General features: G+C 60.1%; 30 protein-coding genes. 17 read left to right on the forward strand and 13 right to left on the reverse strand.

Features of this window, described 5'->3' with window-relative positions; genetic code table 11:
- Positions 1–318 precede the first annotated feature (318 nt).
- Positions 319–534 carry a hypothetical protein gene (locus ACGHU1_RS16020; protein WP_390588509.1) on the reverse strand — a complete coding sequence of 72 codons (216 nt, stop codon included), beginning with the start codon at positions 532–534 and terminating at the stop codon, positions 319–321.
- A 334-nt stretch (positions 535–868) separates the two neighbouring features.
- Between ACGHU1_RS16020 and ACGHU1_RS16025 the strand changes: the two genes are divergently transcribed.
- Entirely contained in the window at positions 869–1,255 is a 387-nt protein-coding gene (locus tag ACGHU1_RS16025) for a hypothetical protein (protein ID WP_390588510.1), read from the forward strand.
- A 153-nt stretch (positions 1,256–1,408) separates the two neighbouring features.
- On the opposite strand, the gene ACGHU1_RS16030 is transcribed toward ACGHU1_RS16025, so the two are convergent.
- The 11 genes from ACGHU1_RS16030 to ACGHU1_RS16080 all read right to left on the reverse strand — a co-directional run bounded on the left by ACGHU1_RS16030 (position 1,409) and on the right by ACGHU1_RS16080 (position 9,203).
- Positions 1,409–2,956, reverse strand: a complete 1,548-nt coding sequence (locus ACGHU1_RS16030; RefSeq protein WP_390588511.1) for a DUF4942 domain-containing protein — start codon at positions 2,954–2,956, stop codon at positions 1,409–1,411.
- Positions 2,957–3,154: 198 nt separating this feature from the next.
- On the reverse strand, positions 3,155–3,448 hold the full coding sequence (locus ACGHU1_RS16035) for a hypothetical protein (RefSeq protein WP_390588512.1): 294 nt from the start codon (positions 3,446–3,448) through the stop codon (positions 3,155–3,157).
- A complete protein-coding gene (locus ACGHU1_RS16040) occupies positions 3,445–3,696 on the reverse strand; it encodes a hypothetical protein (protein WP_390588514.1) in 252 nt (83 codons plus the stop codon). Before ACGHU1_RS16040 ends, ACGHU1_RS16035 begins: the two co-directional genes overlap by 4 nt.
- Before the next feature lie 3 nt (positions 3,697–3,699).
- Positions 3,700–3,990: a hypothetical protein gene (locus tag ACGHU1_RS16045; protein ID WP_390588516.1), complete on the reverse strand. Its 291-nt coding sequence runs from the start codon at positions 3,988–3,990 to the stop codon at positions 3,700–3,702.
- Between the two features lie 424 nt (positions 3,991–4,414).
- Positions 4,415–4,933 (reverse strand): DUF192 domain-containing protein, encoded by a 519-nt coding sequence (locus tag ACGHU1_RS16050; RefSeq protein ID WP_390588518.1) that lies wholly within the window; start codon positions 4,931–4,933, stop codon positions 4,415–4,417.
- Positions 4,933–5,193, reverse strand: coding sequence for a hypothetical protein (locus ACGHU1_RS16055; protein WP_390588520.1), 261 nt, complete (start codon positions 5,191–5,193; stop codon positions 4,933–4,935). The genes ACGHU1_RS16050 and ACGHU1_RS16055 overlap by 1 nt, the downstream gene beginning before the upstream one ends.
- Positions 5,194–5,380: 187 nt before the next feature.
- Positions 5,381–5,707 (reverse strand): single-stranded DNA-binding protein, encoded by a 327-nt coding sequence (locus ACGHU1_RS16060; protein ID WP_390588522.1) that lies wholly within the window; start codon positions 5,705–5,707, stop codon positions 5,381–5,383.
- 20 nt (positions 5,708–5,727) lie between these two features.
- Complete coding sequence (locus ACGHU1_RS16065; RefSeq protein WP_390588524.1) at positions 5,728–6,480, reverse strand: hypothetical protein; 753 nt, start codon at positions 6,478–6,480, stop codon at positions 5,728–5,730.
- Positions 6,480–7,334 carry a toprim domain-containing protein gene (locus ACGHU1_RS16070; RefSeq protein ID WP_390588526.1) on the reverse strand — a complete coding sequence of 285 codons (855 nt, stop codon included), beginning with the start codon at positions 7,332–7,334 and terminating at the stop codon, positions 6,480–6,482. The genes ACGHU1_RS16065 and ACGHU1_RS16070 overlap by 1 nt, the downstream gene beginning before the upstream one ends.
- A gap of 219 nt (positions 7,335–7,553) precedes the next feature.
- Positions 7,554–8,585, reverse strand: a complete 1,032-nt coding sequence (locus ACGHU1_RS16075) for a hypothetical protein (protein ID WP_390588528.1) — start codon at positions 8,583–8,585, stop codon at positions 7,554–7,556.
- Between the two features lie 159 nt (positions 8,586–8,744).
- Positions 8,745–9,203 carry a hypothetical protein gene (locus ACGHU1_RS16080; RefSeq protein WP_390588530.1) on the reverse strand — a complete coding sequence of 153 codons (459 nt, stop codon included), beginning with the start codon at positions 9,201–9,203 and terminating at the stop codon, positions 8,745–8,747.
- 141 nt (positions 9,204–9,344) lie between these two features.
- Between ACGHU1_RS16080 and ACGHU1_RS16085 the strand changes: the two genes are divergently transcribed.
- Both ACGHU1_RS16085 and ACGHU1_RS16090 read left to right on the forward strand, forming a co-directional pair.
- A complete protein-coding gene (locus tag ACGHU1_RS16085) occupies positions 9,345–9,587 on the forward strand; it encodes a helix-turn-helix domain-containing protein (RefSeq protein WP_390588532.1) in 243 nt (80 codons plus the stop codon).
- 172 nt (positions 9,588–9,759) lie between these two features.
- The gene (locus ACGHU1_RS16090; RefSeq protein WP_390588534.1) at positions 9,760–9,930 is read left to right on the forward strand and encodes a hypothetical protein; all 171 of its coding nucleotides are present in this window, start codon (positions 9,760–9,762) and stop codon (positions 9,928–9,930) included.
- Here the strand turns inward: ACGHU1_RS16090 and ACGHU1_RS16095 are convergent.
- On the reverse strand, positions 9,912–10,460 hold the full coding sequence (locus ACGHU1_RS16095) for a helix-turn-helix domain-containing protein (RefSeq protein WP_390588536.1): 549 nt from the start codon (positions 10,458–10,460) through the stop codon (positions 9,912–9,914). The two genes, ACGHU1_RS16090 and ACGHU1_RS16095, sit on opposite strands and share 19 nt — an antisense overlap.
- A 197-nt stretch (positions 10,461–10,657) precedes the next feature.
- Between ACGHU1_RS16095 and ACGHU1_RS16100 the strand changes: the two genes are divergently transcribed.
- The 14 genes from ACGHU1_RS16100 to virB11 all read left to right on the forward strand — a co-directional run bounded on the left by ACGHU1_RS16100 (position 10,658) and on the right by virB11 (position 21,530).
- Entirely contained in the window at positions 10,658–11,656 is a 999-nt protein-coding gene (locus ACGHU1_RS16100) for a transglycosylase SLT domain-containing protein (RefSeq protein ID WP_390588539.1), read from the forward strand.
- A complete protein-coding gene (locus ACGHU1_RS16105) occupies positions 11,656–11,910 on the forward strand; it encodes a TrbC/VirB2 family protein (RefSeq protein WP_390588542.1) in 255 nt (84 codons plus the stop codon). The genes ACGHU1_RS16100 and ACGHU1_RS16105 overlap by 1 nt, the downstream gene beginning before the upstream one ends.
- Complete coding sequence (locus ACGHU1_RS16110; protein ID WP_390588545.1) at positions 11,910–12,218, forward strand: TrbC/VirB2 family protein; 309 nt, start codon at positions 11,910–11,912, stop codon at positions 12,216–12,218. Before ACGHU1_RS16105 ends, ACGHU1_RS16110 begins: the two co-directional genes overlap by 1 nt.
- A gap of 1 nt (position 12,219) precedes the next feature.
- Positions 12,220–12,492 carry a hypothetical protein gene (locus ACGHU1_RS16115; protein ID WP_390588548.1) on the forward strand — a complete coding sequence of 91 codons (273 nt, stop codon included), beginning with the start codon at positions 12,220–12,222 and terminating at the stop codon, positions 12,490–12,492.
- 7 nt (positions 12,493–12,499) lie between these two features.
- Positions 12,500–12,841 carry a type IV secretion system protein VirB3 gene (locus ACGHU1_RS16120; protein WP_390588551.1) on the forward strand — a complete coding sequence of 114 codons (342 nt, stop codon included), beginning with the start codon at positions 12,500–12,502 and terminating at the stop codon, positions 12,839–12,841.
- The gene (locus tag ACGHU1_RS16125) at positions 12,831–15,200 is read left to right on the forward strand and encodes a VirB4 family type IV secretion/conjugal transfer ATPase (protein WP_390588554.1); all 2,370 of its coding nucleotides are present in this window, start codon (positions 12,831–12,833) and stop codon (positions 15,198–15,200) included. The genes ACGHU1_RS16120 and ACGHU1_RS16125 overlap by 11 nt, the downstream gene beginning before the upstream one ends.
- Before the next feature lie 12 nt (positions 15,201–15,212).
- A complete protein-coding gene (locus tag ACGHU1_RS16130; RefSeq protein WP_390588556.1) occupies positions 15,213–15,983 on the forward strand; it encodes a type IV secretion system protein in 771 nt (256 codons plus the stop codon).
- Complete coding sequence (locus tag ACGHU1_RS16135; protein ID WP_390588608.1) at positions 15,983–16,255, forward strand: EexN family lipoprotein; 273 nt, start codon at positions 15,983–15,985, stop codon at positions 16,253–16,255. Before ACGHU1_RS16130 ends, ACGHU1_RS16135 begins: the two co-directional genes overlap by 1 nt.
- 11 nt (positions 16,256–16,266) lie before the next feature.
- On the forward strand, positions 16,267–17,301 hold the full coding sequence (locus ACGHU1_RS16140) for a type IV secretion system protein (protein WP_390588559.1): 1,035 nt from the start codon (positions 16,267–16,269) through the stop codon (positions 17,299–17,301).
- Between the two features lie 65 nt (positions 17,302–17,366).
- Complete coding sequence (locus tag ACGHU1_RS16145) at positions 17,367–17,681, forward strand: hypothetical protein (protein WP_390588562.1); 315 nt, start codon at positions 17,367–17,369, stop codon at positions 17,679–17,681.
- Positions 17,682–18,371, forward strand: a complete 690-nt coding sequence (locus ACGHU1_RS16150; protein WP_390588565.1) for a virB8 family protein — start codon at positions 17,682–17,684, stop codon at positions 18,369–18,371.
- Complete coding sequence (gene virB9 / locus ACGHU1_RS16155; RefSeq protein ID WP_390588568.1) at positions 18,368–19,234, forward strand: P-type conjugative transfer protein VirB9; 867 nt, start codon at positions 18,368–18,370, stop codon at positions 19,232–19,234. The genes ACGHU1_RS16150 and virB9 overlap by 4 nt, the downstream gene beginning before the upstream one ends.
- Positions 19,231–20,538: a type IV secretion system protein VirB10 gene (gene virB10, locus ACGHU1_RS16160; protein ID WP_390588571.1), complete on the forward strand. Its 1,308-nt coding sequence runs from the start codon at positions 19,231–19,233 to the stop codon at positions 20,536–20,538. The genes virB9 and virB10 overlap by 4 nt, the downstream gene beginning before the upstream one ends.
- Entirely contained in the window at positions 20,538–21,530 is a 993-nt protein-coding gene (gene virB11 / locus ACGHU1_RS16165; RefSeq protein ID WP_390588574.1) for a P-type DNA transfer ATPase VirB11, read from the forward strand. Before virB10 ends, virB11 begins: the two co-directional genes overlap by 1 nt.
- Positions 21,531–21,537: the final 7 nt, after the last annotated feature.

Below are 21,537 nucleotides of genomic sequence, written 5' to 3' on the forward strand. Positions count from 1 at the left end.
GTAGCGAAGTGCAGACCAAGCGCGCGCGATCGGCGGCAAGAATCTCGCAGGCGAGATCCTGCGACGATTACAGGCATTCAAAAGATGGCTCCCTCGCACGGCGCGAAGCCGATTGCCGCCCTGCGCGCGGACCTGTGGGCCAGCGGGCGGCAATCAATGAGAGAGGCGGGAGAGCCTGCGGGTTAGTTCAAAAAGGCTGCACCATCAGGAGCCGCTTGCGGCGGGACATAGTGCATCATCCGGAATTTCCCGCTCTGCTGATTAAGCAGGTATGCAATGCCTGCGTTGCGCGGGGCCGTAGCCCCGCGCTTCGAGCGTTCAGATATGGCTCCACCCGGCGATGATCGCGCCGATGGCGAGGATCGTGCCGATAAAGCCGAGCAGCCAGGTTTGCGCCTTCAATTGGGCTTCCATGCCCTTGGTGGCTTCTGTGATTTTCAGGGCGATATATTCCTCCATCGCTTCGACAATTTGTGTTGCCTGATCGTCCGTCAGGTCAAGGGTTTTCAGGGCTTTGAACAATGTGATTTGCATCCGGTTCTCCTAGTAGTTGGTGGACGCAAACAGGGCGGCATGGGCGATTGGGCAGGCAGGCAGGGAGCGCGAATGCGACCGCGAAGCGGGCGTTGGGGGATCCGAAATCAGCATGATTTTGGGGGGACCGACGATCCTTGCCGGGATGCTTGGCCTATGCCAGCTTGGTTGAAGTTCCCACGGACAGGGACACCGGGCATTACGTTGTGTCCCGCAAAGCCTAACCCGTCTGGCGGCCGATCTGGCGGCTGTGTCGATCTGGAAGCGATGCGAGGAACGGCCTGAAAATTGATGCCACGGGCAGGGATTCTGCTATGCTGCAAACATGGCTTCAATGGATCGGATTTTTCCGCGCTGGGCGCGGTCGTGGGGTGAACTGGCTCGCTCGAATGCGCTGGTGCGCTCGCAATGCCTGTGCTGCGGCCTGCAACAGCGGGTCGATGCAGCCTCAATGGCTGCACTGCACGGCGGTTCTTCGTCGCTGCTCGATGCGCTGGATCGGTGTTCGGTCGTGGGGTGCCACGGGGAAAGCTATTTCCTCGTGGCTCGATCCTATGGCCGTCGCTGGATAGCGATGGCCGCGCGCCCGGATATTCTCGATGCAATCGAGCGGGGCGCGCCGCCTGCGAATGCCATGTCGCTGGGCTTGCTGGAAAGCCATTCGCAGGCCGTCGCCCAGGGCAGCGCCCAGGGCGACAAATTTTCCCGCAGGGAGAAATAAGTCAGCAGCGGGACAGCGGCCTTGGCCATTGTCCCGCGCTGGTCATCTACCGTTGCCGTAACGGTTGAAGTTACGATCTTGCAGGCACTTCGCTGGTGCGAGTGGTCAGCAACCGGCAGCGTAGCACCGCCGGTTGCCGTTAAGCAAGCCGGATCAATCCGGCTTGCGGATCGCCAGAACAACGGTGTTCACGTTGGTTCCGGCGTGGGCGAATGAGCCGGGGGGCAAGTCCCACCATTTGCCGTTACCGTAGCAGGGGCGGCACTGGTCGATAATGCGGTGGAACGCCTTGTGCCGCTTGTCCTCGCCATACTCGGCGCGGGCGGACATGACGGCGATCAACCGGCCTCCGGGGCGCAGGAATTTGAGCGCATGAGTGACATGATCGCAGTCGCGGCCACGATCAAAGGGCGGGTTCATCACGATCACGTCAAACGGCTCGAATTGGGCCGGATCGGTCCGCAGGAAATCGCCCTGCAGAACGCTTTGAAAGCCATGCAGAACCCGCAATTCGTGAGCCATTCCCGGCTGAATCTCGATGCAGGTCACATCAGCGCCATTCTCGCGCGCGGCCTTGGCGAGAATGCCGGTGCCTGCGTTCGGCTCAAGCACCCGCTCGCCCTTGTTGATACTGGCATGGTTCATCACGCGCGCAGCAACGGCCTCTGACGACATGAACGCGCCGAAGTCCTTGGCCGGGGTCATGTGGAATTGCGGAGCGTCGTCGGCCTCGGTCGTGTCGTAACCGTCGCCAATGACTTCGCCGTAATACTCGGCCAGCAGCTTATTGACCTGTTCGAGCAAATCCTTGCGCTCGAACCAGATATGCAGATTGCCATTGCCGAATATCCGCACCCGGAAATAGCGGCAATGCACCACGCGCGGCGTCTCGCGGCTCTGGCCATTGCCCGTTATCAGGCTGTCAATCCGCTGCCCCTCGTCGGCTTCCTCAAGCGGTGCATTGGAGCCGGGACGCTTGACTGTCATGGTTGGCAGTGGCTCGCCGTCCAGTTCATAGAAAACGCGCTCAACGTCTCGAAGCGTATATTTCCGCTCGTAATTGTCCCACGATCCCCACGCATTCAAGGCGCGGTTGATAATGAGGCGGGAGCCGATTTTGAAACCGTCATGGCTGCGAAAGCGGCGGTCCAGCTTCATAAAGACATTGGCTATTCCTCGCAGATAGAGGTCGCGGCGATTGGCCCAGATGTGGCCGAAAGTGGCGGTGCAGTTCTCGACGGTGAAGGGGGTAGGGTTCTCCCGCAATCCGTCTGAAAATTCGCGGCGGGCCTGCTCGTCCAGCAGGTCGTCAAAGCCAAGCCGCTCCATCAGGGCGGTCCAGCACTGCCGGTCAATTTCCTTGGTCAGAACGGCCTCAAAATGGTCGGCGGCGGGCGTCTCGATCATGTGGCCGCGCTCCCGGTCCCTGCGCCGGTCGGGCGCGGTGGCGAGGAAGGCGCGGGACAATTCGGCGTTGCCGTAGTCGTCGCGCGGCGGGGCCAGGTGGAGGATGCCGCCAATGCACTCGCGCGCGGCCTTCTCGCGCTCGGCGTGATAGGTCGCATAAATGCCTTTCCAGCGGGCAATTGCCATGTCGCGGCCTTCGCAGATTTCGCCAATATGTTCGGGCGTCATCAGCGCATTGGTCGGCTCGGCTGCATCGTCGCTGGCGGTGAAAGTGTCGGTTGCAAGGTTGGTCATGGGTTCAGTCTCCGGGTCTGATCGTCGGCAGCGGCGGCGCGGTTCATTTGAGCCGCAAGGCGGCGCGCTGCGCGCTCTCCGTAGTTGGTGGGGAAGGTCCAGCAGCCGGTCGGGCCGCACACGGCCCAGCGGCTCCGGTCGTGGCCGTTTCCGGGCCAAATTCCTGCGTCATAGAGGGGCATGGTCGATCCCTCCCGTTCAGGAATAGGTCGGCGCGGTGGCCGGGAAGTGAGCCGGTGGCACATCGGCAAAGACAAAGGCGCGATATTGCCCGCCTTCGTAAATCACCGAATCCACGCCACGCTTGCCGCGTTGCAGGCGCTCAAGCAGCCGGTTGGCCCTGTTCGCCACGGCCCAAGCCGCATTGTCGTTGCGGTGAACGCTATGCAGGCGAATGAGGGTGCCGGTATCGAACCACCATCCCCCTTCCTCCGGTCCACCGAATGCCCGGTCGATTTCATAGAAACCGACTGTGTAAATGGTCGCGCTCATTGTCCGTTCTCCCCGGCTCCGATGCGGCAAAGATCGGTCAGCAGCTCGGCCACGTCCTGCGCGCGGTCTATGGCTTCCTCTGTGTCGCTGGTTGGCGTTTCCAGCCTGTCGAGCATTGCCCGCAGGTTCTGGCGGTATGCCTTGGCGTATTCGTGCTGTGTCAGCGCACTGCCGATGCAAGCGGCCTGCGCGCTATATCCGAAGTCGGCCAGCCCTTCCGGGCGGTTGATCGTGATAGCCTTTGCCATTGCTCAAGCCTCCCCTTCGCGTGAGGGGAAGGCAGGCGAGCCAAATCCGAAGCCGTCTGCGCCGTCCTCGATTTCGGTCACAAGGGCGTCAAAATCTTCCTCCGGCCCCAGCAGGTCAGCGATAGCGATCACGCCTGCGAGGTCTGCGCCGTGGTCGTCGGCCAGGTCGCGCAAATAGCCTATCCGGTCAAAATTGCCCTCGTCCTCATACCGTTCAAGCGGAATGGTGCGCGCGGCATTGACGCGCAGGATCGTGGCAATCGGAATGTCTGCCAGTTGGTCAGCTTTGGTCATGTGCATTTTCCCTTTTTTCTGGTGAGCCGAAGGCGATGGCCCGCCATCGGCTTCTGCCCGCTGGCGAAGCCGGGGGGTGTGAATGCACAAATTGAGGGCCGATCATGGGGGAGGGGGATCACCCGGCCTGCACAAGCGAGGCACGAGCGCGGAAGGCCGGGGAAACCGCCATGATCGCCAAGCGAGGCCCGTCAGGGCCGAGACGGTCCAGCCCTTGTGCAGAGAGGGGGAGGCCGCCCCCTTTCACCGTGACGACGAATTGCCGCGCTCGCGCGGCTCTATCGGTGTGCTGGCAACGCCGGCACACTGCGCGCCAGGCACAGCCAGGCGCGCTCGATCATGCCGCCGATCGCGGGCATGATCCTCCAGACAATGGCGCCGGAACGATCCGCTTCGCGGATCCTCCGTCCTTCTTTTGGTGCCGTTAATATTCTACGCGGTCGCCTGCGGCGATGCCAAGGGCCTGGGCGCGCCCTGCGGGGAGTTCCAGAACGGCGATGGCCTTGCCATCGGACGTGATGGAATCGAGCGAATAAGGCGTCGTGTCGGCCGCAATGTTCAGAATGCGGTGGTCGGCTCCGATGAAAAGAATATCCAGCGATTGCGGGGTGTTCTTCATCCAGAATGACGCTGATTGAGGCCGTGGAAACGGGAAGATCATGCCTTCATCGGAGCCTAGAGCGCCGCGGAACATGAGGCCGCGCGATTGCTGGGCCGCGGTGCAGGCGACTTCGACTTGGAAGCGCCGGGTCGATCCGGCGCTGTCGATAGTGAGCGGGACAATGGCCAGCGAAGAAACGGGGTGTTCAAGCCCGGTTTCGGAGCGCGGGCAATGCGCGCGCCGCTGGATATTGAGCGCAAGGCCAAGGAAGGCGAGGCCGATGGCGAGCGCCATGAGCGCGCGGCTGATCCGGCAGGGGGAGAAGCGCGCGAATCGTGCCATTACGCGGTGTCGGTAGCCGGGGAATGGATGGCGGCGACGTGTTCACGCAGCGCCTTGTTGGTGGCCGCGTCTGTCTTGGCCTGGTCAAAGACATAGGCCAGCGCGAAGGCCACGGTATCGAGCAAGGTTTCGGGCGTGAATGTGATGTTGTCGGCCTTGAAGGCGTCCATCGTCATGCGCGCGATAGGTTTGGCGCGCTCGACAAGGCGCTGATGCTCTGGATCGGGCGGCGCTGGTTCGGCCTGTGCTGCATCTGTCATTGTTCAACCCCTGTGCTGAATGGATGGCCCGCAAGAATCTCGGTTACGAGATCCTGCGGGTCTGTCATGCGAGGATCGTCACCCGGATGGGACGAAACCGCTTGGCGGGTTCGGTGAGGTTGGCGGCTCTGCCGCCTAGCGAATAGAGCCGTGTCCGACAGGACCGCACCCGAAATCTCCTGCCTAATCAGTCGTCTCCGGCTGCATCCTTTCGAGCAAGAACGGAAAAACTGTCCGCAATGAGGTCCACGGTAAAAACGGTTTCGCCGTCCCGGTCGTAGCTGGTCTGCTTCATCTTCCCCGTCACCCGCACGAGGTCGCCCACTTCGGCCCGCTCGGCCTGATCCTTCGCCCTGCCAAAACAGGTCACGCGGTTCCAATATGTTTCAGATTGCCACTCGCCATCGACCTGCCGATTGTAGTTTGCAGCGATACTTGCATGTGTCACATTTTCGCGTTCATCGACCTTGCCAACTTGGCCAATGATTTGAAATTCTGCGATATTCCGAGGCATAAGTTGATACTCCCTTGCTCCTAGAAATTCTCCGGCCCGATTGCCGGGACAAACACATTCGTTCCTGAAAGATCGTCGGAAGGCGTCTCCACCCGTTCAGCAGACAGCACAACTGGCTCCGCATCCGCCCGAATTTCGGGCATTTCCGGCAGAGAATCCGGCTGTGCCTGCGCGACGGGTAAAGTCGATGGGTCGAAAACCTGCTTCCAATCCCGCGCGATGAGTTGCTGTGCGACTTTCAGCGGAATTTGCCGCGCGCAAACCTGCCGGTGCAGCTCGTCCTCGATCCGGTTCTTGTTCCATGCGCCGGTCGGCCCTGACCAGGGCTGTAACCACAAATTCTGCACGGTCATGCGCGCGCCGCCGAGTTTGACTGGCACTAGCTGGTCCAGTTCAAACAGGGCTGGGTCTTGGCCGCGATAGGATTGGTCGACCATGCGGCGGCGCATTTCTGCCTTCCAGGATGGGGACGTTTCTGCGCGCGTGAGAAAGGCCGGATCGCAGATAGTGTTATCGAGATCGGCTTGTGTGATAGCCGGGTCGATCGCGCCGGGGATGGACGGTAACGTGCCATCGAAAGGCGAGGGGGAAAACGGGTTTTCCTCTTTGGCGAGCGCAGCGAGGCTCGATCCGGCTTCACAAAGTGATGTGTCGGCTAGATTATCGCATAGCTGGCGCAAGTTTGTAGGAGGATTGGCGGCCATTTCCGGGTGGTCATCTAGGAAAATTGAGGCCAGCAGAATGCCAGCGCCAATGGCGACAACGCGGCGCATTATCCGGCCTTGCACCAGGCATCGTTCCAGTCGCCTCCGGGCGGCGGCGGTATTACGTCAAGTAATCTGTTCTGCGAGCCGATTAAATTGACGCGGCCCTTTTCGATACCTTGCGCGGCCCCTTGGCCGTGCTGGGTATAGATCGTGATCGAGCGGACATGATCGGGAATTTTGAGGCGGGCGTAAAATTCGGTGCCGCCAACGGACCAGCAACCGGGCAGGTTGAACATGGCGATGACGCTTTCGGCATCCTCGAAGCCTTCAGCCAGGTTCAGATGGTCATTCCTGATCTTGCCGATCTTGACAGCGCCTCCGCGCGGATCGGCAAGGGTGCGCTTGGGTTCATCGAGCGCGCGGGCCTTCTGGCCATCGGAATCGAGAAACACGCGGTCGAGCGCGACGATGCGGCCATTGTCATGGACGGGGAGATAGAGGGCGGGGAGCCGAATGCGCTTGTCGTTTTCATAGGTGAGCGCGGCGGGCTCGTATTTGCCGATGGTGCTATGACCGATGCGCCGCCGGTCGAGATATTTCTGTGCCGGTGTGCCGGTGAGAGGCAGGGCTTTGGCCCATAGGTCGCGGCAGAGCCGGGACAGGTCTTTGCGGCCATCGGTCGGCTCGCCGGGGCGGTCGATCTGGACCGAATAATTGCCGCGCCGGAGCGCGTCGATGATCTGTTCCTGGCTGCAACCGGCAAAGCATTTGAACAGCACGGCCTTATCGCCGGGTGTGACGGAAAGCGACGGCGAACGGTCATCATGCGCGGGGCAGCGGGCTTTGCCATAGCCCCCGTGCCATTTGCCTCCGAGACGTTTGACCGTCTCCCTGGCCGCTTCGAGTGGTGTTCGCTCCATACCGTCCGGTTATAGCGCGAAAACCATTTCCGACAAATGCAAAGGTTCGGGATTGGCACGACAATTGCCGCTTGGTCCCCCTGGGGAGCAACCCGGCGCGCAGCGCCGGTCCTGCCCTGTCGTCCTGGGAGGGCATTTGCAGGTTTTGGATTGCCAGTTCGTCATTGTCAGGCCGTCAGGCCAAGCGCGTGGGCCGACCAGGCCCACTCATTATGACTATTATATAATAATGGGGGGAGGTCCATCGCATGTGTTGCAGTCAGGCAGGTGGGCAGGGTTGAGGCCCGCGCGATTGTCGAGCCGCATGGCGGCCGCCATGATCGCGGCGCGCAAGGCGGGTTCGGAAGGCATCATGGCCGCGCGTTCGCGCGGTGACGCCTGCGCAATCATCACGGCTAGATCCTCGTGGCGAGCATCTAGCCGCGAAAGTTCATCGGCGGGAAGCGGGACAGGCTCGATCCGCAGCATCTTGGCCAGCCATTTGGGGAGGATGCAGCGATAGATATTGCTGGTCTGTTCGGCGGAAGGCCGCGCGCCCGGTTGGTGTTTGTCAGGGGCGATGATGACCTTGCGGCGGAGCCATTCGACCAGGCCGATGGTCTGGAGCCGCTTGAGCGCATTATAGACGGTGCGTTCGCAGCGATGGATCGCCTTGGCGATAGCGGCGATGGATGGCGAGCATTGCCCTTTGAAATAGGCTTGCTGGTCGATGAGAAAGCGCAGAACGCGCCGTTCGGCATCGTTGAACAGCGTGACGTAAAACTCGTGCGTGGTCAGCTCGCGGGTGCCGCTCCTGCGAATGCGCGCCATTTCGCGGCCAAGGCCGTCGAGCCGCGCGACGGCCTTGTTTATCATGGCCGTGTAGGACTTGGAGGGGCGCTGGATGAAGGCGCGTTCTTCCTCGCCGCCTTCCGGAACGGAATCGCGCCAGACGCGCGCGCCGGTAACGTGCAAGCCACCCTTCGCCTTGCGGCGCTGGCGGGTCTGTTCCCGCCCGAAAGCGCGTGTCGCGGCCTGCATGACAGGCGTGACAACCGATGTGACCGATTGGCGCGCGGTTCGCTTTAGCTCTGGCGGCGCGTCCAGGCCGAGTATCTGCCGCAAGGTCAGAACGGGTGCGCCCGCTTTTCTCTGGTCCTCCTGAAACTGCGCGGCGGCGTAAATATCATCGAGCCTGACGCCTTCGGCCAGCAGCTCGTCCATGACGGTCTGCGCGGCTTCAAAGGCCCGTTGGTTCGGGGCATAGTTCATCGCTTCGTCCTCCGTGTTGGAGGCCGTCAGCAGGCAAAGCGGTGCTGTGGCACGAATCGCGCTTTTTGGTCTTGATCTGTGTGGGAAACGGGGCTATCCAAGCGTTGAGAAATGGTGCTTTGGATAGCCCCGATGCCCGGCCTTCGTGCCGGGCTTCGTTTATCCGCTCACGGCGCTCCCTTCCTTCATAGTGTTGTCGAATAGCGGCATTTGCCTTGCGCCTGGGCGCAGGTTGTGAACGCGCATGGCGACGGCTTCGAGTGCTATGCCCATAGTCGTTCCGCGATTGAACCTGCCAACGTCCTTGAGGAATTGGCGATGTTCCGGGGACAGGTGAACGGTAATCACCGATGTTGGGATGGCTTCGGGGGTCGGGGGCGGCAGAGGAAGTTCTTCGACTGTATAAGTCGCCATCGCGTTGCGGATCATGGCGGAAATTACGTTATCCATTCCCGCCATTTTATAGTTGGCCTTGAGGTCAAGAATGCGTTGCTTGACGGGCGCGGAAATAGTTATTTTTGTTTGCGTCAAATTTTGATCGGCCAGCCCCTTGCGCCGGTCTCGCATTCGCTGTGCGGGAGTTCTAGCGACTCGTTTCTTTGATTCGGGCTGTGCCATTCTGGTTCATTACGGCTCGTGGCGGAATGTGTCAACGAATGCAGAGGTCCAAGGTAGTTCGCCAGATATGATGGTGTTTTGCGCCCGGTCGCTTATATGTAACAGTTCAACGTAAGAGGGCGGTCGCCGGGGTCTGAATGGATGGTGAGATATTTGAGTAGGGATGAGGTGGCATCTCCAACACTCAAGCACCTCGCGGCAAATTGCCGCTGTCTGCGGATCGCGCGCGGGCTGTCGCAGGCTGAACTGTCGGAATTGTCAGGCATCGCGGCCTCGCATATTTCCAATATAGAAAATGTGCGTGCGAATCCGACGATTGACAGTCTTGAAGACTTGGCGAGCGCCTTGCAGGTCAGTGTTCTTGATTTGCTACAGGAACGGTAACTACGTCAGTTTGGATTAAGTAGCGTGTGGACATGGCGAGTCCTGCGGCTAAAGGTAGCTATCCCTTAGACAATGGGATCATAGCATGGTCGCCCCCAAATGTTCCTGCGATTGTTCTGCAAGTTATCAGAATATCTCGGTTAATTTGCAAAAGGCGTTGGAGGTTTTTGGGATGGCGGTTGGCGATCTGGCCGCGCGTTCCGACCTTGATGCTGATCGCGTCACCGCGATGCTCGAATGCACAGCCGAAGAGATTACGGTGCTTGAGGCAGAGCGTGTTGCACACGCTTTGGGCAAGCCGGTGACGTGGCTACTGGCGGACCCTCAAGCCGTGTGCTTGTGACGATCCAGGAAGTCGAACAGGGTTGAGCGCCCGACTCCCAACTTCTTTGCTACATTGGTCACATTCGCGCCGGACTCTTCCAGCATGGCCCGGATTTTCGGGAGGTCGTCGTCCTGCAAAAGCGGTTTCCGGCCGACCTTCGGGTGCTTCTTGTGTGTTTTCTCGCCGTGCTTGTGGCGCCAATGCTCGTCCAGCCCTGCGAGCATTCTGAAAGCGGCATCGTCGCTATTGGCAGCAAAGCTAAGGCGCGGGCGGAAAATCTCGACCGTGACGCCTGCGGAGACATATTTGAACAGTGTGCGAACCAGCGTCGTTGTTTCAAGGTCAATGCAGGTCCAGTCGTAAATCCGGATAGTGTCGCCCGCCTCGATCCGCTCCCCGGAAGGGGAGAGGGGGCGGCGCATCAGATCGAAGAAACTCTTGTCGCCGCTCGAAATTGCGATGGCCGCGCCGTCAGTCCAGCTCTCGTCGCCATCTGCGACCTGCGGTGCGGACGGTCCTTCTGCCAGGTATGCGACAATCTTGGGCAACGACCAGCTTTCCAGTTCCAAATCCGTGAAAGCGCATTGATCTAACGGCTGACTCCGCTTGCAGCAAGCCAAGCGATTTCCGCTGCAACAATCCCGATTCCGAACAGGCGATTTCGCCGGATTGCATTTAGGAGGTTGCCGCACTATCGGTTATGCAATAAGGACTATTACCGGACTCATGGACGGGAAGGGTTTTGATGCCGATTGAGGGCGCAATTCTGGCCAGTTTGCTGCAAGCCTGCGCTCCCAATGTCGCGCCTGCGACGATGAACGCGATCATCCAGGTTGAATCGAGCGGCGATCCCTATCGCATTGGCGTAAATTCAGGCGCTCGCCTTTCTCGGCAACCGACGAACCGGGCCGATGCAATTGCGACGGTTCGGGGATTGCAGAGCAGAGGCGCGAATTTCGACGCTGGGCTGATGCAGATCAACAGCGCGAACATGCGTAAATATGGCCTGACGGCTGAAACGGTTTTCGACCCCTGCACGAACATTCGTGTCGGAGCGGCCATCCTGACGGACAATTACGCGCGCGCTCTCGATGCAGGCCACCCAAGCCCGCTACAGGCGGCGGTGAGCGAATATAATACCGGCTCGCGATCACGCGGGCTAAGCAATGGCTATGTCGGTCGGGTCTGGTCTGCGGCGGGACAGCGCCGGAGGGCCACGCCGATGGTGGCAACGGCGCAGACAGGCAGAAGCTGGACGGTCGATGCGGTGGCGGGCGTTCTCTCGCGGGCGTTCAATGCACGGATAACCGACACTTGGAGGCCGATGAACGCCAGCTATGGCGCGCGAAACAGCTTCCACAAATATGGGCAGGCGGTCGATTTCGTGCCGCGCGCGGGGCTGGGGTCGATAACCCGTGCCGACATTCGCGCCGTGGCTGCGGCAAATGGCATTCAGATTGTCGAGTTGCTGGGGCCGGGCGATCCTGACCATGACGATCATTGGCACGTCGCGTTTGCCGTAAGCAGCTCTCCAACCAGGCCGGGTGATTATCTCGCTCCGCAGCCCTGGGTCGTGGCGGCATCCGTTCCCTCGCAAGGGGGAGCGGGTGCCGTTCGATTGTCAGCCGCATATCCGCAGCCAGAAACCGTCGAACTGGCAGCTCAAGACGCAGCCCCGCCGCCTCCATCGTGGGACGTGTTTGGGCGGGCGCAGTGGGCCTCAAACCAGTCGGGGAGGCGCTGATGGCCGCGCGGCTCGAACGATTGGTGAAACTGGCGCTGGTGGTGCTGCTGGGCGCGATCAGCGCCCCGGCTTCCGCGCAAGTGGACGGGATCGCGCAAGCGGTCCTCAATGAACTGACCGCCCTTGTAGCGCCAGCGGTTCTGCTCGGCGTCATCTGGCTGGGCGTTCTCATCATTTCACGCAGAGCAACGCTCATGTCTGTGCTCGTCTTCTGCGTGGGCGTCGTCATCGTTGCATCAGGAGGAATTTTCTAATGAAGAAATTGAAATCAGTGTCGGGTCAGGTGAAGGCTGGATATGCCTTGGCGCTGGCGATGCTGGGCGCATCGTCCCCGGCGATGGCTCAAGGCCAGAACCAGACGCAGGTGGACTCGATGCTCACCAGCCTGCTCAACCTGCTGACAGGCCCGATCGCTATCGCCATCGCCACAATCGCAGTCGTGATCTGCGGTTTCATGTTTATGATGGGCAATGGCAACAAGGGGCTGCTCGGCTCCGTGATTGTCGGCATTTTCATCGTGTTCGGTGCCGCCTGGGTCGTTTCGACCATCGCGGGGACGTGATTTGAATACCCGGCTGAAACTATGTGCTGTGGGGCTGCTGGGTGCGCTGCCGTGGGCTTCGCCTGCGGCAGCGCAAGTGGCAACAGCGGCCTCGCAGGCATCCTCGATGGCGGCTGCTATCCTCGCTGCGACGGTGGCGTTTGCAACGCTCGCGCTCGTCATCACCGGGTATTTCTACATGGCCGGTCATGGCGACCGGCAGACGCTGGCGCTGTGGGCTGCTGGCTTCATCGTCATGCTTTCAGCGCCTGCGCTCGTGGCCATCTTTTTGTGAGGTTGAAGTGTCCGAACCAGTATTCCTGACTGAAGATCCGTTGAGCCTTGCGCTGACGCGGCCTGCGCTGTGGTTCGGGGTGCCTGTTGAGGCAACCATGATGATCGCATCGTTCTCGGCTGTCATTCTGATGATCTTCGGCAATCCGATCATCGCCATCGCGATAGGCGGCGCTATTCTGCTGGCTGCGCGTTTCATCGTTCGCAGCGACTACAATATGTTCCGCATCTTGCAGCTCTACATGCGAACGAAAGCCGGCCCCCCGAACAAGGGTGTTTGGGGCGGTTCCAGCTATTCGCCGCTGCCGATTGTCGGCACGAAGCGGAAAGGATTTCGTCGTGGCTGGTAGTGCTGTCCTGCGCCGGGAGCGCGACCCCGATGTGAATCTGCCCTATGCGCGGCACGTCAATGAGAACGTGATCGCGCTCGACAATGGCGAATACATGGCTGTGTTCGCTGTCGATGGCATTGCATTCGAGACGGCTGACATTGCCACGATCAATGACTGGCACGAAAAGCTGAACAATACATGGCGGGCAATTTCGGACCCGCGCGTTGCGGTGATGACGCACACGATCCGCAGGATCGAGCGGCATTATCCGGGCGGCGAGTATCGTTCAGAGTTCGCCACTGATCTGAACGCGACCTACAAGGATCGCGTTCGCTCGCGACGTATGTTCATCAATGAGCATTATATCACGGTGCTGTATCGTCCTGCGGCGGATGCTGCCGAAAAGGCCGCGTCCTCGATCTTCTCCATGTTCAGGAAGAACACGAAGGAAGAGGCAGAGGATGACATAATCCTCAACTTCAATGACGTTTTGCGCGACGTGGAGAAGCTGCTGGGGCGGATCAATCCCCGGCTGCTCGGCACCTATGAGCATAACGGCCTCGTTTTCAGCGAGCCGATGGAGTTGTTGCAGCGGATTATGACGGCGGATGAACGCCGGGTGCCGCTGGTGCGCGGTCATTTGGGCCGCGCGATCTATTCCGACCGGGTGATTTTCGGTGAGGAATTGTTTGAAATCCGCGAACCGGGCGCTTCGCGCCTGGGCGGCATTCTCTCGATCCGTGAACACGCTGCCGGGACATATCCGGGCCAGCTCAACGCGCTGCTTGAGGCAAATTTCGAGTTTGTGCTTGCACAGGGGTTTGCCTTCACCGGCAAGCAAATGGGGCTTGAACTGGCGCGGCGGAAGCTGGGCCAGTTGAGCGCCAGCGAAGATGTGGCCGTGAGCCAGCAGGACCAGTTGGCGGGCATGATGGACGATCTTCAATCGGGCCGTCATGTGCTGGGCGAGCATCATCTGGCGCTGGCTGTGTTTGGGGAAAGCGCGAAAGTGCTGGCCGACAATATGAGCGTGGCCAGGGCCGCACTTTCGGATTCGGGCATTGTCGCGGCGCGTGAGGATATGGCGCTGGAAGCGGCCTATTGGTCGATGCTTCCGGGTAATTTCACTTGGCGCACCAGGCCAGCCCGGATCAATTCGCGCAATTTCTCGGCCCTCGCGCCGTTCCATACCTATCCGACCGGCAAGCTGCATGGGAACCATTGGGGCAATGCGATTGCGCTGCTCAAGACCACGGCCAATTCGCCGTTCTATTTCAATTTCCACTATGGCGATGTGGGCCATACGCTGATCCTCGGCCCTTCGGGCGCGGGTAAAACCGTGGTCCAGAATTTCCTGCTCGCAGAGGCGGAAAAGACCGGCGCACGGATGGCGTTCATCGACAAGGACCGTGGCGCTGAAATCTTCGTTCGCGCCAGCGGCGGAACCTATCTGGCGCTGCGTAATGGCGAGCCATCGGGCTTCTCGCCGCTCAAGGCGCTGCCGGATAATGAGCGGAACAAGGAGTTCCTGCTCAACTGGCTGCGCCAGCTCGTCGCGCCCGCCAAGGGCGATCTGACCGCCTCGGAACAATATGAGTTGCGGAAGGCCCTGGAAGCAACGCAGCGCCTTCCGCGTGAAACCAGGTCGCTTTCGGCATTGCGAGCGCAGCTCGATCAAACGAACGTCGAAGGGATCGGCGCACGGCTCGACCGTTGGACGGCCAGCGGCGAGTATGGCTGGGTGTTCGATAATCCTGCCGACACGCTCAATCTCGACTCCCGCCTGATGGGTTTCGACATGACCGATTTCCTTGAGAACAATACGATCAGGCCGCCACTGATGGCCTATCTGTTCCATCGCCTCGATGACATTGTGGATGGCAACCCCACGATCATCGACATTGACGAATTTTGGAAGGCGCTGGGCGATCCGGCGTTCCGGCAATTCGCGCGCGATGGCCTCAAGACCTACCGTAAGCGCAATGCGATGATGATGTTCGGCACGCAGTCGCCTGCCGACGCTCTGAAATCGGACATTTCCGAGACGATCATCGAGCAATGCGCGACAAAGATACTTCTGCCCAATCCGAACGCACAAGCGAAGGATTACATCGACGGACTGAACCTGACAGAAGCCGAATTTCGGCTGATTAAGGTCGATCTGTCGCCGGAAAGCCGGTGCTTTCTGGTGAAGCAGGGGCATGATTCCGTTGTGGTTCAACTGGACCTCAACGGCATGGATGACGAGCTGGCGGTGCTGTCAGGTCGGCAAGGGACTGTAGCGTTGCTCGATGAGCTGCGCGCAGAGTTTGGCGATGCCCCCGAAAACTGGTTGCCTGACTTTAAGGCACGGTGGCGATCTGCTGGACGCGATTAAGGAGACTGAACAATGGCAAGCATAGCAGTGATGGAGGCAAGCCCACCGGCCCCGACAAGCAAATTCAAGGTGAGCAAGCGGTTCAAGATCTATGCGCTGGGCGCGGTGGCGTCCATCTGCGTCGCCGGCACCGCGAATGCGGCGTGGCCCGTGATCGACGTTCGCGCGATCGCACAGGCCATCCAGACGGCCAGGAACACGCTTTCGCAGCTTCAGGAAGCCCGCTCATTCTACAACAAGGTCAATTCGATCAGTTCGGTTGGCGATGTGGCAGGGGTTCTGGATGACGGCCTGCTGCGTGGCGCGCTGCCGGAAGGGATGAATGACACGGTTGCATTGGTGTCGTCGGATTTGAGCGACCTGGGTGCGATCGGACAACGGGCCGAGTCGATTCTCGCAAACAGTAACTTCTCAATTGAAGGCGGCAATGCGGCCCTGGGCGACACGCAATCTGTGTTGGAGCGCGCCGCGCAAATTTCAGCCCGCGATCAGGCATACGGCGAATATATGCTGGAATCGACGCAGACGACAGGGGAGGGTCTTTCGGACCTCAACCGCGCCCTCGCTTCATCTACCACGTTGCGCCAGTCCCAAGATATTGAGGCCCGCGCGACGATTGAGAACGCATCGGTGAACAACCGCATTCTCCAGATGATGGCGGCGAGGCAGGCGCAAGAGGCTGCGGCAAAACTGCGGGCACAAGAGGAATTTGCGCGCTCGCAGCAGGCCACACTGGACAGTGCAGCCAATGGCACTTGGACAGCCACATGGAACGGCCAGTGATGCGCCGCCCCCTGCGTTGTGCGGGAACGGCAGTCGGATTGCTCGCAGCAAGCCTGTTGGCTGGCTGCGAGCAGACCAGATCGGTCGATTACTACCTTGAGCATGAACCCGAAGCCAGGCGTCAAGTCGATGATTGCCGGGTGAATGCGGCGGCGGGTGCGAATTGCTCGAACGCGATGGCGGCGATTCGCGAGATTGAAAAGCGGAAGTTCGAGGAAACTCGACGCAAAACGCTGGAAGAGGCCGAAACAGGCTCTTGGATGGCAAAGTGAGGCATTAGTCGATGGCGCTCGATGCAATCTACAACATGATCGAAGGTCAGATAACCGGGACTCTTGCTGGCAAGTATGCCGCAGTTCAGGGACTGGTCGCTGCGCCATTGCAAACTGCGATGCTCATCAATCTTGTGATCGTCGGTTACGCGGTAATGCGAGGCGTATCGCAAGAGCCATTCGGCAATTATCTTGCGACGTGGCTGAAATGCTACCTCGTCATTGTTGCCGCCACATCGAGCATAGCGCCGCAAATTGCGGCAGCGGCACAGGCCGCACCTGACCAGCTCGCCGGTGCGCTCGGCGGCGGCGCTTTGAATGCCTCGTTCGACACGTTCGTAGAGAATGCGGTCAGCCCGGCAATGGCAATACATGGCTCGATGGAGCCTTGGTATGAAGGCGGAGCCTTCATCGACATTCAAATCCCCAATCTCGCCACGGGCCTGATGGTGATTGTCATCATGCTGATCGCCTATCTCATCGCGGCGATCGCGATGGTGACGGTCTTGTTCATCAAGTTCGGTCTGTTCGTGACTATCGCCACGATGCCTATTTTTGTCGGCGCTTTGATCTTCCCGTCATCAAGTGGTCTGTTTTTTTCGTGGCTGGGCGCGGTGCTGAATTACGCAATTCAGACTGCGGCGGTGGCGCTTGCGCTGGTTATTGTGATTGCAATGGTGGGGTCCATCCCCGGTGCAGTCGGCGTCGGCCCGGACGCAACAACTTGGGCGGCGCTAAGCGCCATGATCCTGCAACTGATGGTAGTCGTGGTTGGCGGTTTTCTGATCCTCCAGGCACAGTCGATTGGTTCATTCGCAGGCGGCGGCGGATCGTCGGGCGCAGGTTTCCTGTCGGCCATCTATCCTTCGACACTACAGCGTTCGGTGATGCGGAGCATAAACCGTTCGCCGCGTAGCGCGGCGCGCGGCGTCGGTAACGCTGCGGGGTGGTCGCTGCGAACACAGTCCCAGCAGCGTCAAAGTTTCATCAATTCAGCGAGAGGTCGGACCAGCATGGGCGGCGCGTCCTCTCGGCCACGATCTTAGGAGCAACAGCCATGACACGATGTGAGAAGGGCGCATTGGACGTGCGCCGGTGGGGGAGGATTCTCTTGGCGGGCGGTATCGCCACGCTTTGTTCCGCCTGCGCGACGAATCCTGAAACGAAATTGCCGCCAGTGGGCTGCAATTATTCAAAATCGCGTCCCGCCAATCCTAACGGATCGGTGCTGGTCAATCCGGTCGTGATTGGTCCGGTCAATCAGGACGGGACGGTTAAGCCCCCGGCGGAACCGTCGATGCTCTTTGAGGGCGATAACCAGGCCGGTGACGACAAGGGGGCCGCTGTGAGCGTTCCAGCTCCCTTCTCGGCCATGACAGACAATCTGCCGATGCGTCCCGGCGCGGTTGTGACGGGGAGTTGTTAAATGGCACTTGGCGTTAAATCGAAAGGCGATCTGGACAAGTATTTCGCAGAGGCGAAGTCCTGGGACCACGACCGCGCGCGGGAAGCCCTGCGGCAGAAGCGCACCGCTTACATGGTGGCCGGTGGCGGCGTTCTGTTCGGCCTTGGAATGCTGATCTGGCACATCGCAGCGCCTCTCACATCGGTGGAACCGTATGTGCTGCGGGTCGATCAGCAGACCGGAGGCGTGGACGTGGTGACGCGGCTGAACCGGACGCGCGAAGTCACGGCGGATGAAGCCGTGAACAAGTATTTCCTCGCCAGCTATGTGCGTGATCGTGAAGCGTGGATGCCTGCCGCAGCCAGAGAAATGATCCAGAAGGTTCTCTACCTTTCCTCACCGCAGGAGCAGGAGAAATACTCGGCCTTCATGCGCGCGCAAAATCCGGCCAGCCCGTTTGCGCTCTATCAGAACGGCCAGACTGTGACGGCACGGATCAACAATATCGCGTTCATTGCGAACAATGTTGCACAGGTCCGGTTCGTGAAAGTGGTCAGCCGCCCAGGCAACGCACCTGACGAATTGAGCAACTGGATTGCGACGATCAACTACAAATATGTTGATCGTCCCGAAACCGAGGCTGGCCGTCTCGATAACCCGCTCGGCTTCCAGGTCATAAGCTACCGGGCAGACCCGGAGATTGTGCAATGAGGAAGATCAGCACACTGGCAGCTACCTGCCTGGCCTCTCTGATGGTCGTAAGCGGCCCGGTGATGGCCGAAGAAACGCCAACGCGCGGCCCCGATGACAGCCGCATCCGGTATATCGACTACAACCGGGATGAAGTCGTAAGGATCAACGGCGTTTACCGGACTGCCCAGCAAATCGAGTTTGGGAACGGTGAGAAAATCGTGAGTGTCGCGATGGGCGACACGGTAAGCTGGGAAGTCGCCCCGGCTGAAAATTCACTGTTCATCAAGCCCCGCGCGCGCGCGGCAGACACCAATCTGATCGTGATTACCGACACTGACGGCTTCAAGCGGACATACACGTTCGCATTGTCGGCGCGATCGGGCACGATCCGCAGCGGGTCCGATGCCCAATTCGTTATACGCTTCCGCTATCCGGTGGAGGAAGCCGAGGCAGCACGACAAGCGCAACAGCGACATTTGGCCCTGCAAATGTTGCTGGTGGAAGCGGGCGGCGTTCGTGTCGCGCTGGAGGGCGCGGTGCTGCTCGGCTCCCGCAATCTTGACTACCGCGTTGCCGGTTCGTCGGACCTGGCCCCGTCAGAAGTGACAGACAACGGGCAATTCACGGTTCTGCGGTTCCCTCGCAATCAGGCCATTCCGGCAATCTTCAAGGTTCTGCCGGACGGCAGCGAGGCCGTGGTCCCCTACGATGTGAGGGGCGAATTTGTGGTCATTCACGAGGTCACGAGGGAACTGCGGTTGCGGCGTGGCCAGGCGATTACTTGCATCTGGAACGAGGCGTTTGACCGCTACGGCCCGGACAATTCATCCGGCACATCGTCACCTGACGTCGAGCGCCAGATTGAGGGAGGCGAACAATGAGCGGCGATGAAAACAGGGGTGCAGAACAGCGCATTGTCGATGGCACCGATGTTGATTTCGAGAATGAAGCGGATCGCAATTCGGTCGCGCCAGAGGTTGATCGCAAGGCGTTCAATCCGCGCGGAAAGCTGAAGGCCGCGCGCAATGTTGGTGTGCCGGTCATGCTGGCCGCAGCGGGCTTTCTCGGCTTCCTGTCCTATTCCATCGCCTCGAAGCAACAGGAAGAACCGGAGACGATTGACGATTCCACATTCGCCCTCACGGGCGAAGAGGAAGCGGACCGCAAGGCACCGCCCGCCTCCATTGTGGTGTCGCAGGACGGTCTTACGCAGGTTGGCACTGATCCGTTCGGCAATCCGATCATGGGCGATGGCTCGGACCTTTCGGTGCCGGGGCCGACTGGCTATCCGAACGGCGCTGATCCAAATTCGGCCATCGCGCAAAGGCTGGAGCGTGAGCGTCAGGCGCGGATCGAAGCCGCGGAACGGCGCCGGGCGATTTATGAAGCGCAGATGACCGCGCCAGTGATGGCCGTTTCTGGCGGCGGCGGTGTGGGCGGCGTGCTTGGCAATCTGACCGGCGGCAGCACTGCCCAGCAACCTTCCAGCGCGGGTCCGTTTTCCAACCTGACCGTTGGCCAGGTGGATGAAAACGGCGATCCCATAGTGCAGGCTGAAGCGCCGAATGCGCTCCGCCAGCGTATGACGCCCTCGACGGTCAGCCGGGTTAATGCGTCGAAGATCGGCAACCGCAACTTTCTGGTTCTGGCCGGTGGCCAGATCCCGTGCGTGTTGCAGACCGCAATGGATTCGACACAGCCAGGTTATACGAGCTGCATCATCCCCACGAATGTCTGGTCAGCCAATGGCAACGTGATCCTCATGGAAAAGGGAACCCGCGTTCTTGGTGAATATCGCGGCGGCTTCCAGCGTGGCGAGAATCGCATTTTCGTGTTGTGGACGCGGGCGGTTACGCCTGCCGGGATTTCGGTTTCGCTCACGTCGCCGGCTGCTGACCAGCTCGGCAGGGCGGGCATGGGCGGAAATGTCGATACGTTCTTCTTTGAGCGGTTCGGCGCGGCCCTGCTGCTCTCGATTGTCGGTGATGCCGGATCGGCCCTGGCCGACAACATTTCCGGCGCGGACCAGACTATTCGCGCTCCGAATACGGCAGCTCAAGGTGCCGTGCAGGACGGGATGCAGATAAGGCCGCGCCTTCGCGCGCCACAGGGCAAGGAAATGACGATCATGGTTGCCCAGGACGTGGATTTCAGCGGCGTCTATTCGCTGCGGTTGCGCCCCTGATGTTTGACGCCTCGATCCTCAACTATCACCTCGCACCGCTGCGGACGTTTCTCGACCAGGCCGACATAACGGAACTGGTGGTGAACCGCCCTAACGAAGTGGGCATTGAAGGTCGGGGAGGCTGGGCGTGGCAGGAGGTTGCCGAACTTTCCAGCGACTGGCTTGAAAGCCTTAGCAATGCGATGGCAAATTTCACCAGTCAGAAGGTGAGCGCAGAAACGCCTATTTGCTCAACCAGCCTGCCCACGGGCGAGCGTGTCCAGATAGTCGCCCCTCCGGCATGTGACGGGGGGGCATATTCGCTCACGATCAGAAAACCGTCCGACAAGACGTTTTCGCTTGGCGAACTGGATGGCTTCGGACTGTTCAATGAAACGCAAGTGGCGGGCGCGCGTGAAAATTCGGCCGACAGCGATCTGCTGGAACTGAAGCGCGCTGGCAAGTGGCCGCAATTTCTCGAACTGGCGGTGAAGGCGCGCAAGAACATCCTGATTTCCGGTGCGACCGGCTCCGGCAAAACGACACTTTCCAAGGCGCTCATTCAGCTCATTCCCGATGACGAACGGCTGCTGACTATCGAAGATACGCGCGAACTGGTGGTCCCGCAGCGCAACCGTGTGCATTTGCTCTATTCCAAGGATGGCCAGGGCAAGGCGAAGGTGACGGCAAAGAGCCTTCTCGAAGCATCGTTGCGGATGCGGCCTGACCGCATTCTGCTGCAAGAATTGCGCGACGGGACGGCATTTTTCTACCTGCGGAACGTCAATAGCGGCCATCCTGGCTCGATCACCACGGTTCACGCGGACTCGGCGGCGCTCGCCTTTGAGCAGCTTTCCTTGCTGGTCAAGGAATCGGAGGGCGGAAGTGATCTTGAGCGCAAGGATATTCTCGATCTGCTGCATTTGCTCGTGGACGTGGTTGTGCAGTGCAAGAAGATTGATGGCCGGTTCCTCGTGACGGAAATCTATTTCGACCCGCCAAAGCAAGGTTAGGAGGCGC

This window comes from Erythrobacter sp. MTPC3, from assembly GCF_042854385.1.
Lineage (GTDB): Bacteria > Pseudomonadota > Alphaproteobacteria > Sphingomonadales > Sphingomonadaceae > Erythrobacter.

What these genes read in the sequence shown, in the direction of transcription:
- ACGHU1_RS16020 (WP_390588509.1), bottom strand. Translation starts at nt 534, where the DNA reads ATGCAAATCACATTGTTCAAAGCCCTGAAAACCCTTGACCTGACGGAC.
- ACGHU1_RS16025 (WP_390588510.1), top strand. Translation starts at nt 869, where the DNA reads ATGGATCGGATTTTTCCGCGCTGGGCGCGGTCGTGGGGTGAACTGGCT.
- ACGHU1_RS16030 (WP_390588511.1), bottom strand. Translation starts at nt 2,956, where the DNA reads ATGACCAACCTTGCAACCGACACTTTCACCGCCAGCGACGATGCAGCC.
- ACGHU1_RS16035 (WP_390588512.1), bottom strand. Translation starts at nt 3,448, where the DNA reads ATGAGCGCGACCATTTACACAGTCGGTTTCTATGAAATCGACCGGGCA.
- ACGHU1_RS16040 (WP_390588514.1), bottom strand. Translation starts at nt 3,696, where the DNA reads ATGGCAAAGGCTATCACGATCAACCGCCCGGAAGGGCTGGCCGACTTC.
- ACGHU1_RS16045 (WP_390588516.1), bottom strand. Translation starts at nt 3,990, where the DNA reads ATGACCAAAGCTGACCAACTGGCAGACATTCCGATTGCCACGATCCTG.
- ACGHU1_RS16050 (WP_390588518.1), bottom strand. Translation starts at nt 4,933, where the DNA reads ATGGCACGATTCGCGCGCTTCTCCCCCTGCCGGATCAGCCGCGCGCTC.
- ACGHU1_RS16055 (WP_390588520.1), bottom strand. Translation starts at nt 5,193, where the DNA reads ATGACAGATGCAGCACAGGCCGAACCAGCGCCGCCCGATCCAGAGCAT.
- ACGHU1_RS16060 (WP_390588522.1), bottom strand. Translation starts at nt 5,707, where the DNA reads ATGCCTCGGAATATCGCAGAATTTCAAATCATTGGCCAAGTTGGCAAG.
- ACGHU1_RS16065 (WP_390588524.1), bottom strand. Translation starts at nt 6,480, where the DNA reads ATGCGCCGCGTTGTCGCCATTGGCGCTGGCATTCTGCTGGCCTCAATT.
- ACGHU1_RS16070 (WP_390588526.1), bottom strand. Translation starts at nt 7,334, where the DNA reads ATGGAGCGAACACCACTCGAAGCGGCCAGGGAGACGGTCAAACGTCTC.
- ACGHU1_RS16075 (WP_390588528.1), bottom strand. Translation starts at nt 8,585, where the DNA reads ATGAACTATGCCCCGAACCAACGGGCCTTTGAAGCCGCGCAGACCGTC.
- ACGHU1_RS16080 (WP_390588530.1), bottom strand. Translation starts at nt 9,203, where the DNA reads ATGGCACAGCCCGAATCAAAGAAACGAGTCGCTAGAACTCCCGCACAG.
- ACGHU1_RS16085 (WP_390588532.1), top strand. Translation starts at nt 9,345, where the DNA reads ATGGTGAGATATTTGAGTAGGGATGAGGTGGCATCTCCAACACTCAAG.
- ACGHU1_RS16090 (WP_390588534.1), top strand. Translation starts at nt 9,760, where the DNA reads ATGGCGGTTGGCGATCTGGCCGCGCGTTCCGACCTTGATGCTGATCGC.
- ACGHU1_RS16100 (WP_390588539.1), top strand. Translation starts at nt 10,658, where the DNA reads ATGCCGATTGAGGGCGCAATTCTGGCCAGTTTGCTGCAAGCCTGCGCT.
- ACGHU1_RS16105 (WP_390588542.1), top strand. Translation starts at nt 11,656, where the DNA reads ATGGCCGCGCGGCTCGAACGATTGGTGAAACTGGCGCTGGTGGTGCTG.
- ACGHU1_RS16110 (WP_390588545.1), top strand. Translation starts at nt 11,910, where the DNA reads ATGAAGAAATTGAAATCAGTGTCGGGTCAGGTGAAGGCTGGATATGCC.
- ACGHU1_RS16130 (WP_390588556.1), top strand. Translation starts at nt 15,213, where the DNA reads ATGGCAAGCATAGCAGTGATGGAGGCAAGCCCACCGGCCCCGACAAGC.
- ACGHU1_RS16135 (WP_390588608.1), top strand. Translation starts at nt 15,983, where the DNA reads ATGCGCCGCCCCCTGCGTTGTGCGGGAACGGCAGTCGGATTGCTCGCA.
- ACGHU1_RS16140 (WP_390588559.1), top strand. Translation starts at nt 16,267, where the DNA reads ATGGCGCTCGATGCAATCTACAACATGATCGAAGGTCAGATAACCGGG.
- ACGHU1_RS16150 (WP_390588565.1), top strand. Translation starts at nt 17,682, where the DNA reads ATGGCACTTGGCGTTAAATCGAAAGGCGATCTGGACAAGTATTTCGCA.
- virB9 (WP_390588568.1), top strand. Translation starts at nt 18,368, where the DNA reads ATGAGGAAGATCAGCACACTGGCAGCTACCTGCCTGGCCTCTCTGATG.
- virB10 (WP_390588571.1), top strand. Translation starts at nt 19,231, where the DNA reads ATGAGCGGCGATGAAAACAGGGGTGCAGAACAGCGCATTGTCGATGGC.
- virB11 (WP_390588574.1), top strand. Translation starts at nt 20,538, where the DNA reads ATGTTTGACGCCTCGATCCTCAACTATCACCTCGCACCGCTGCGGACG.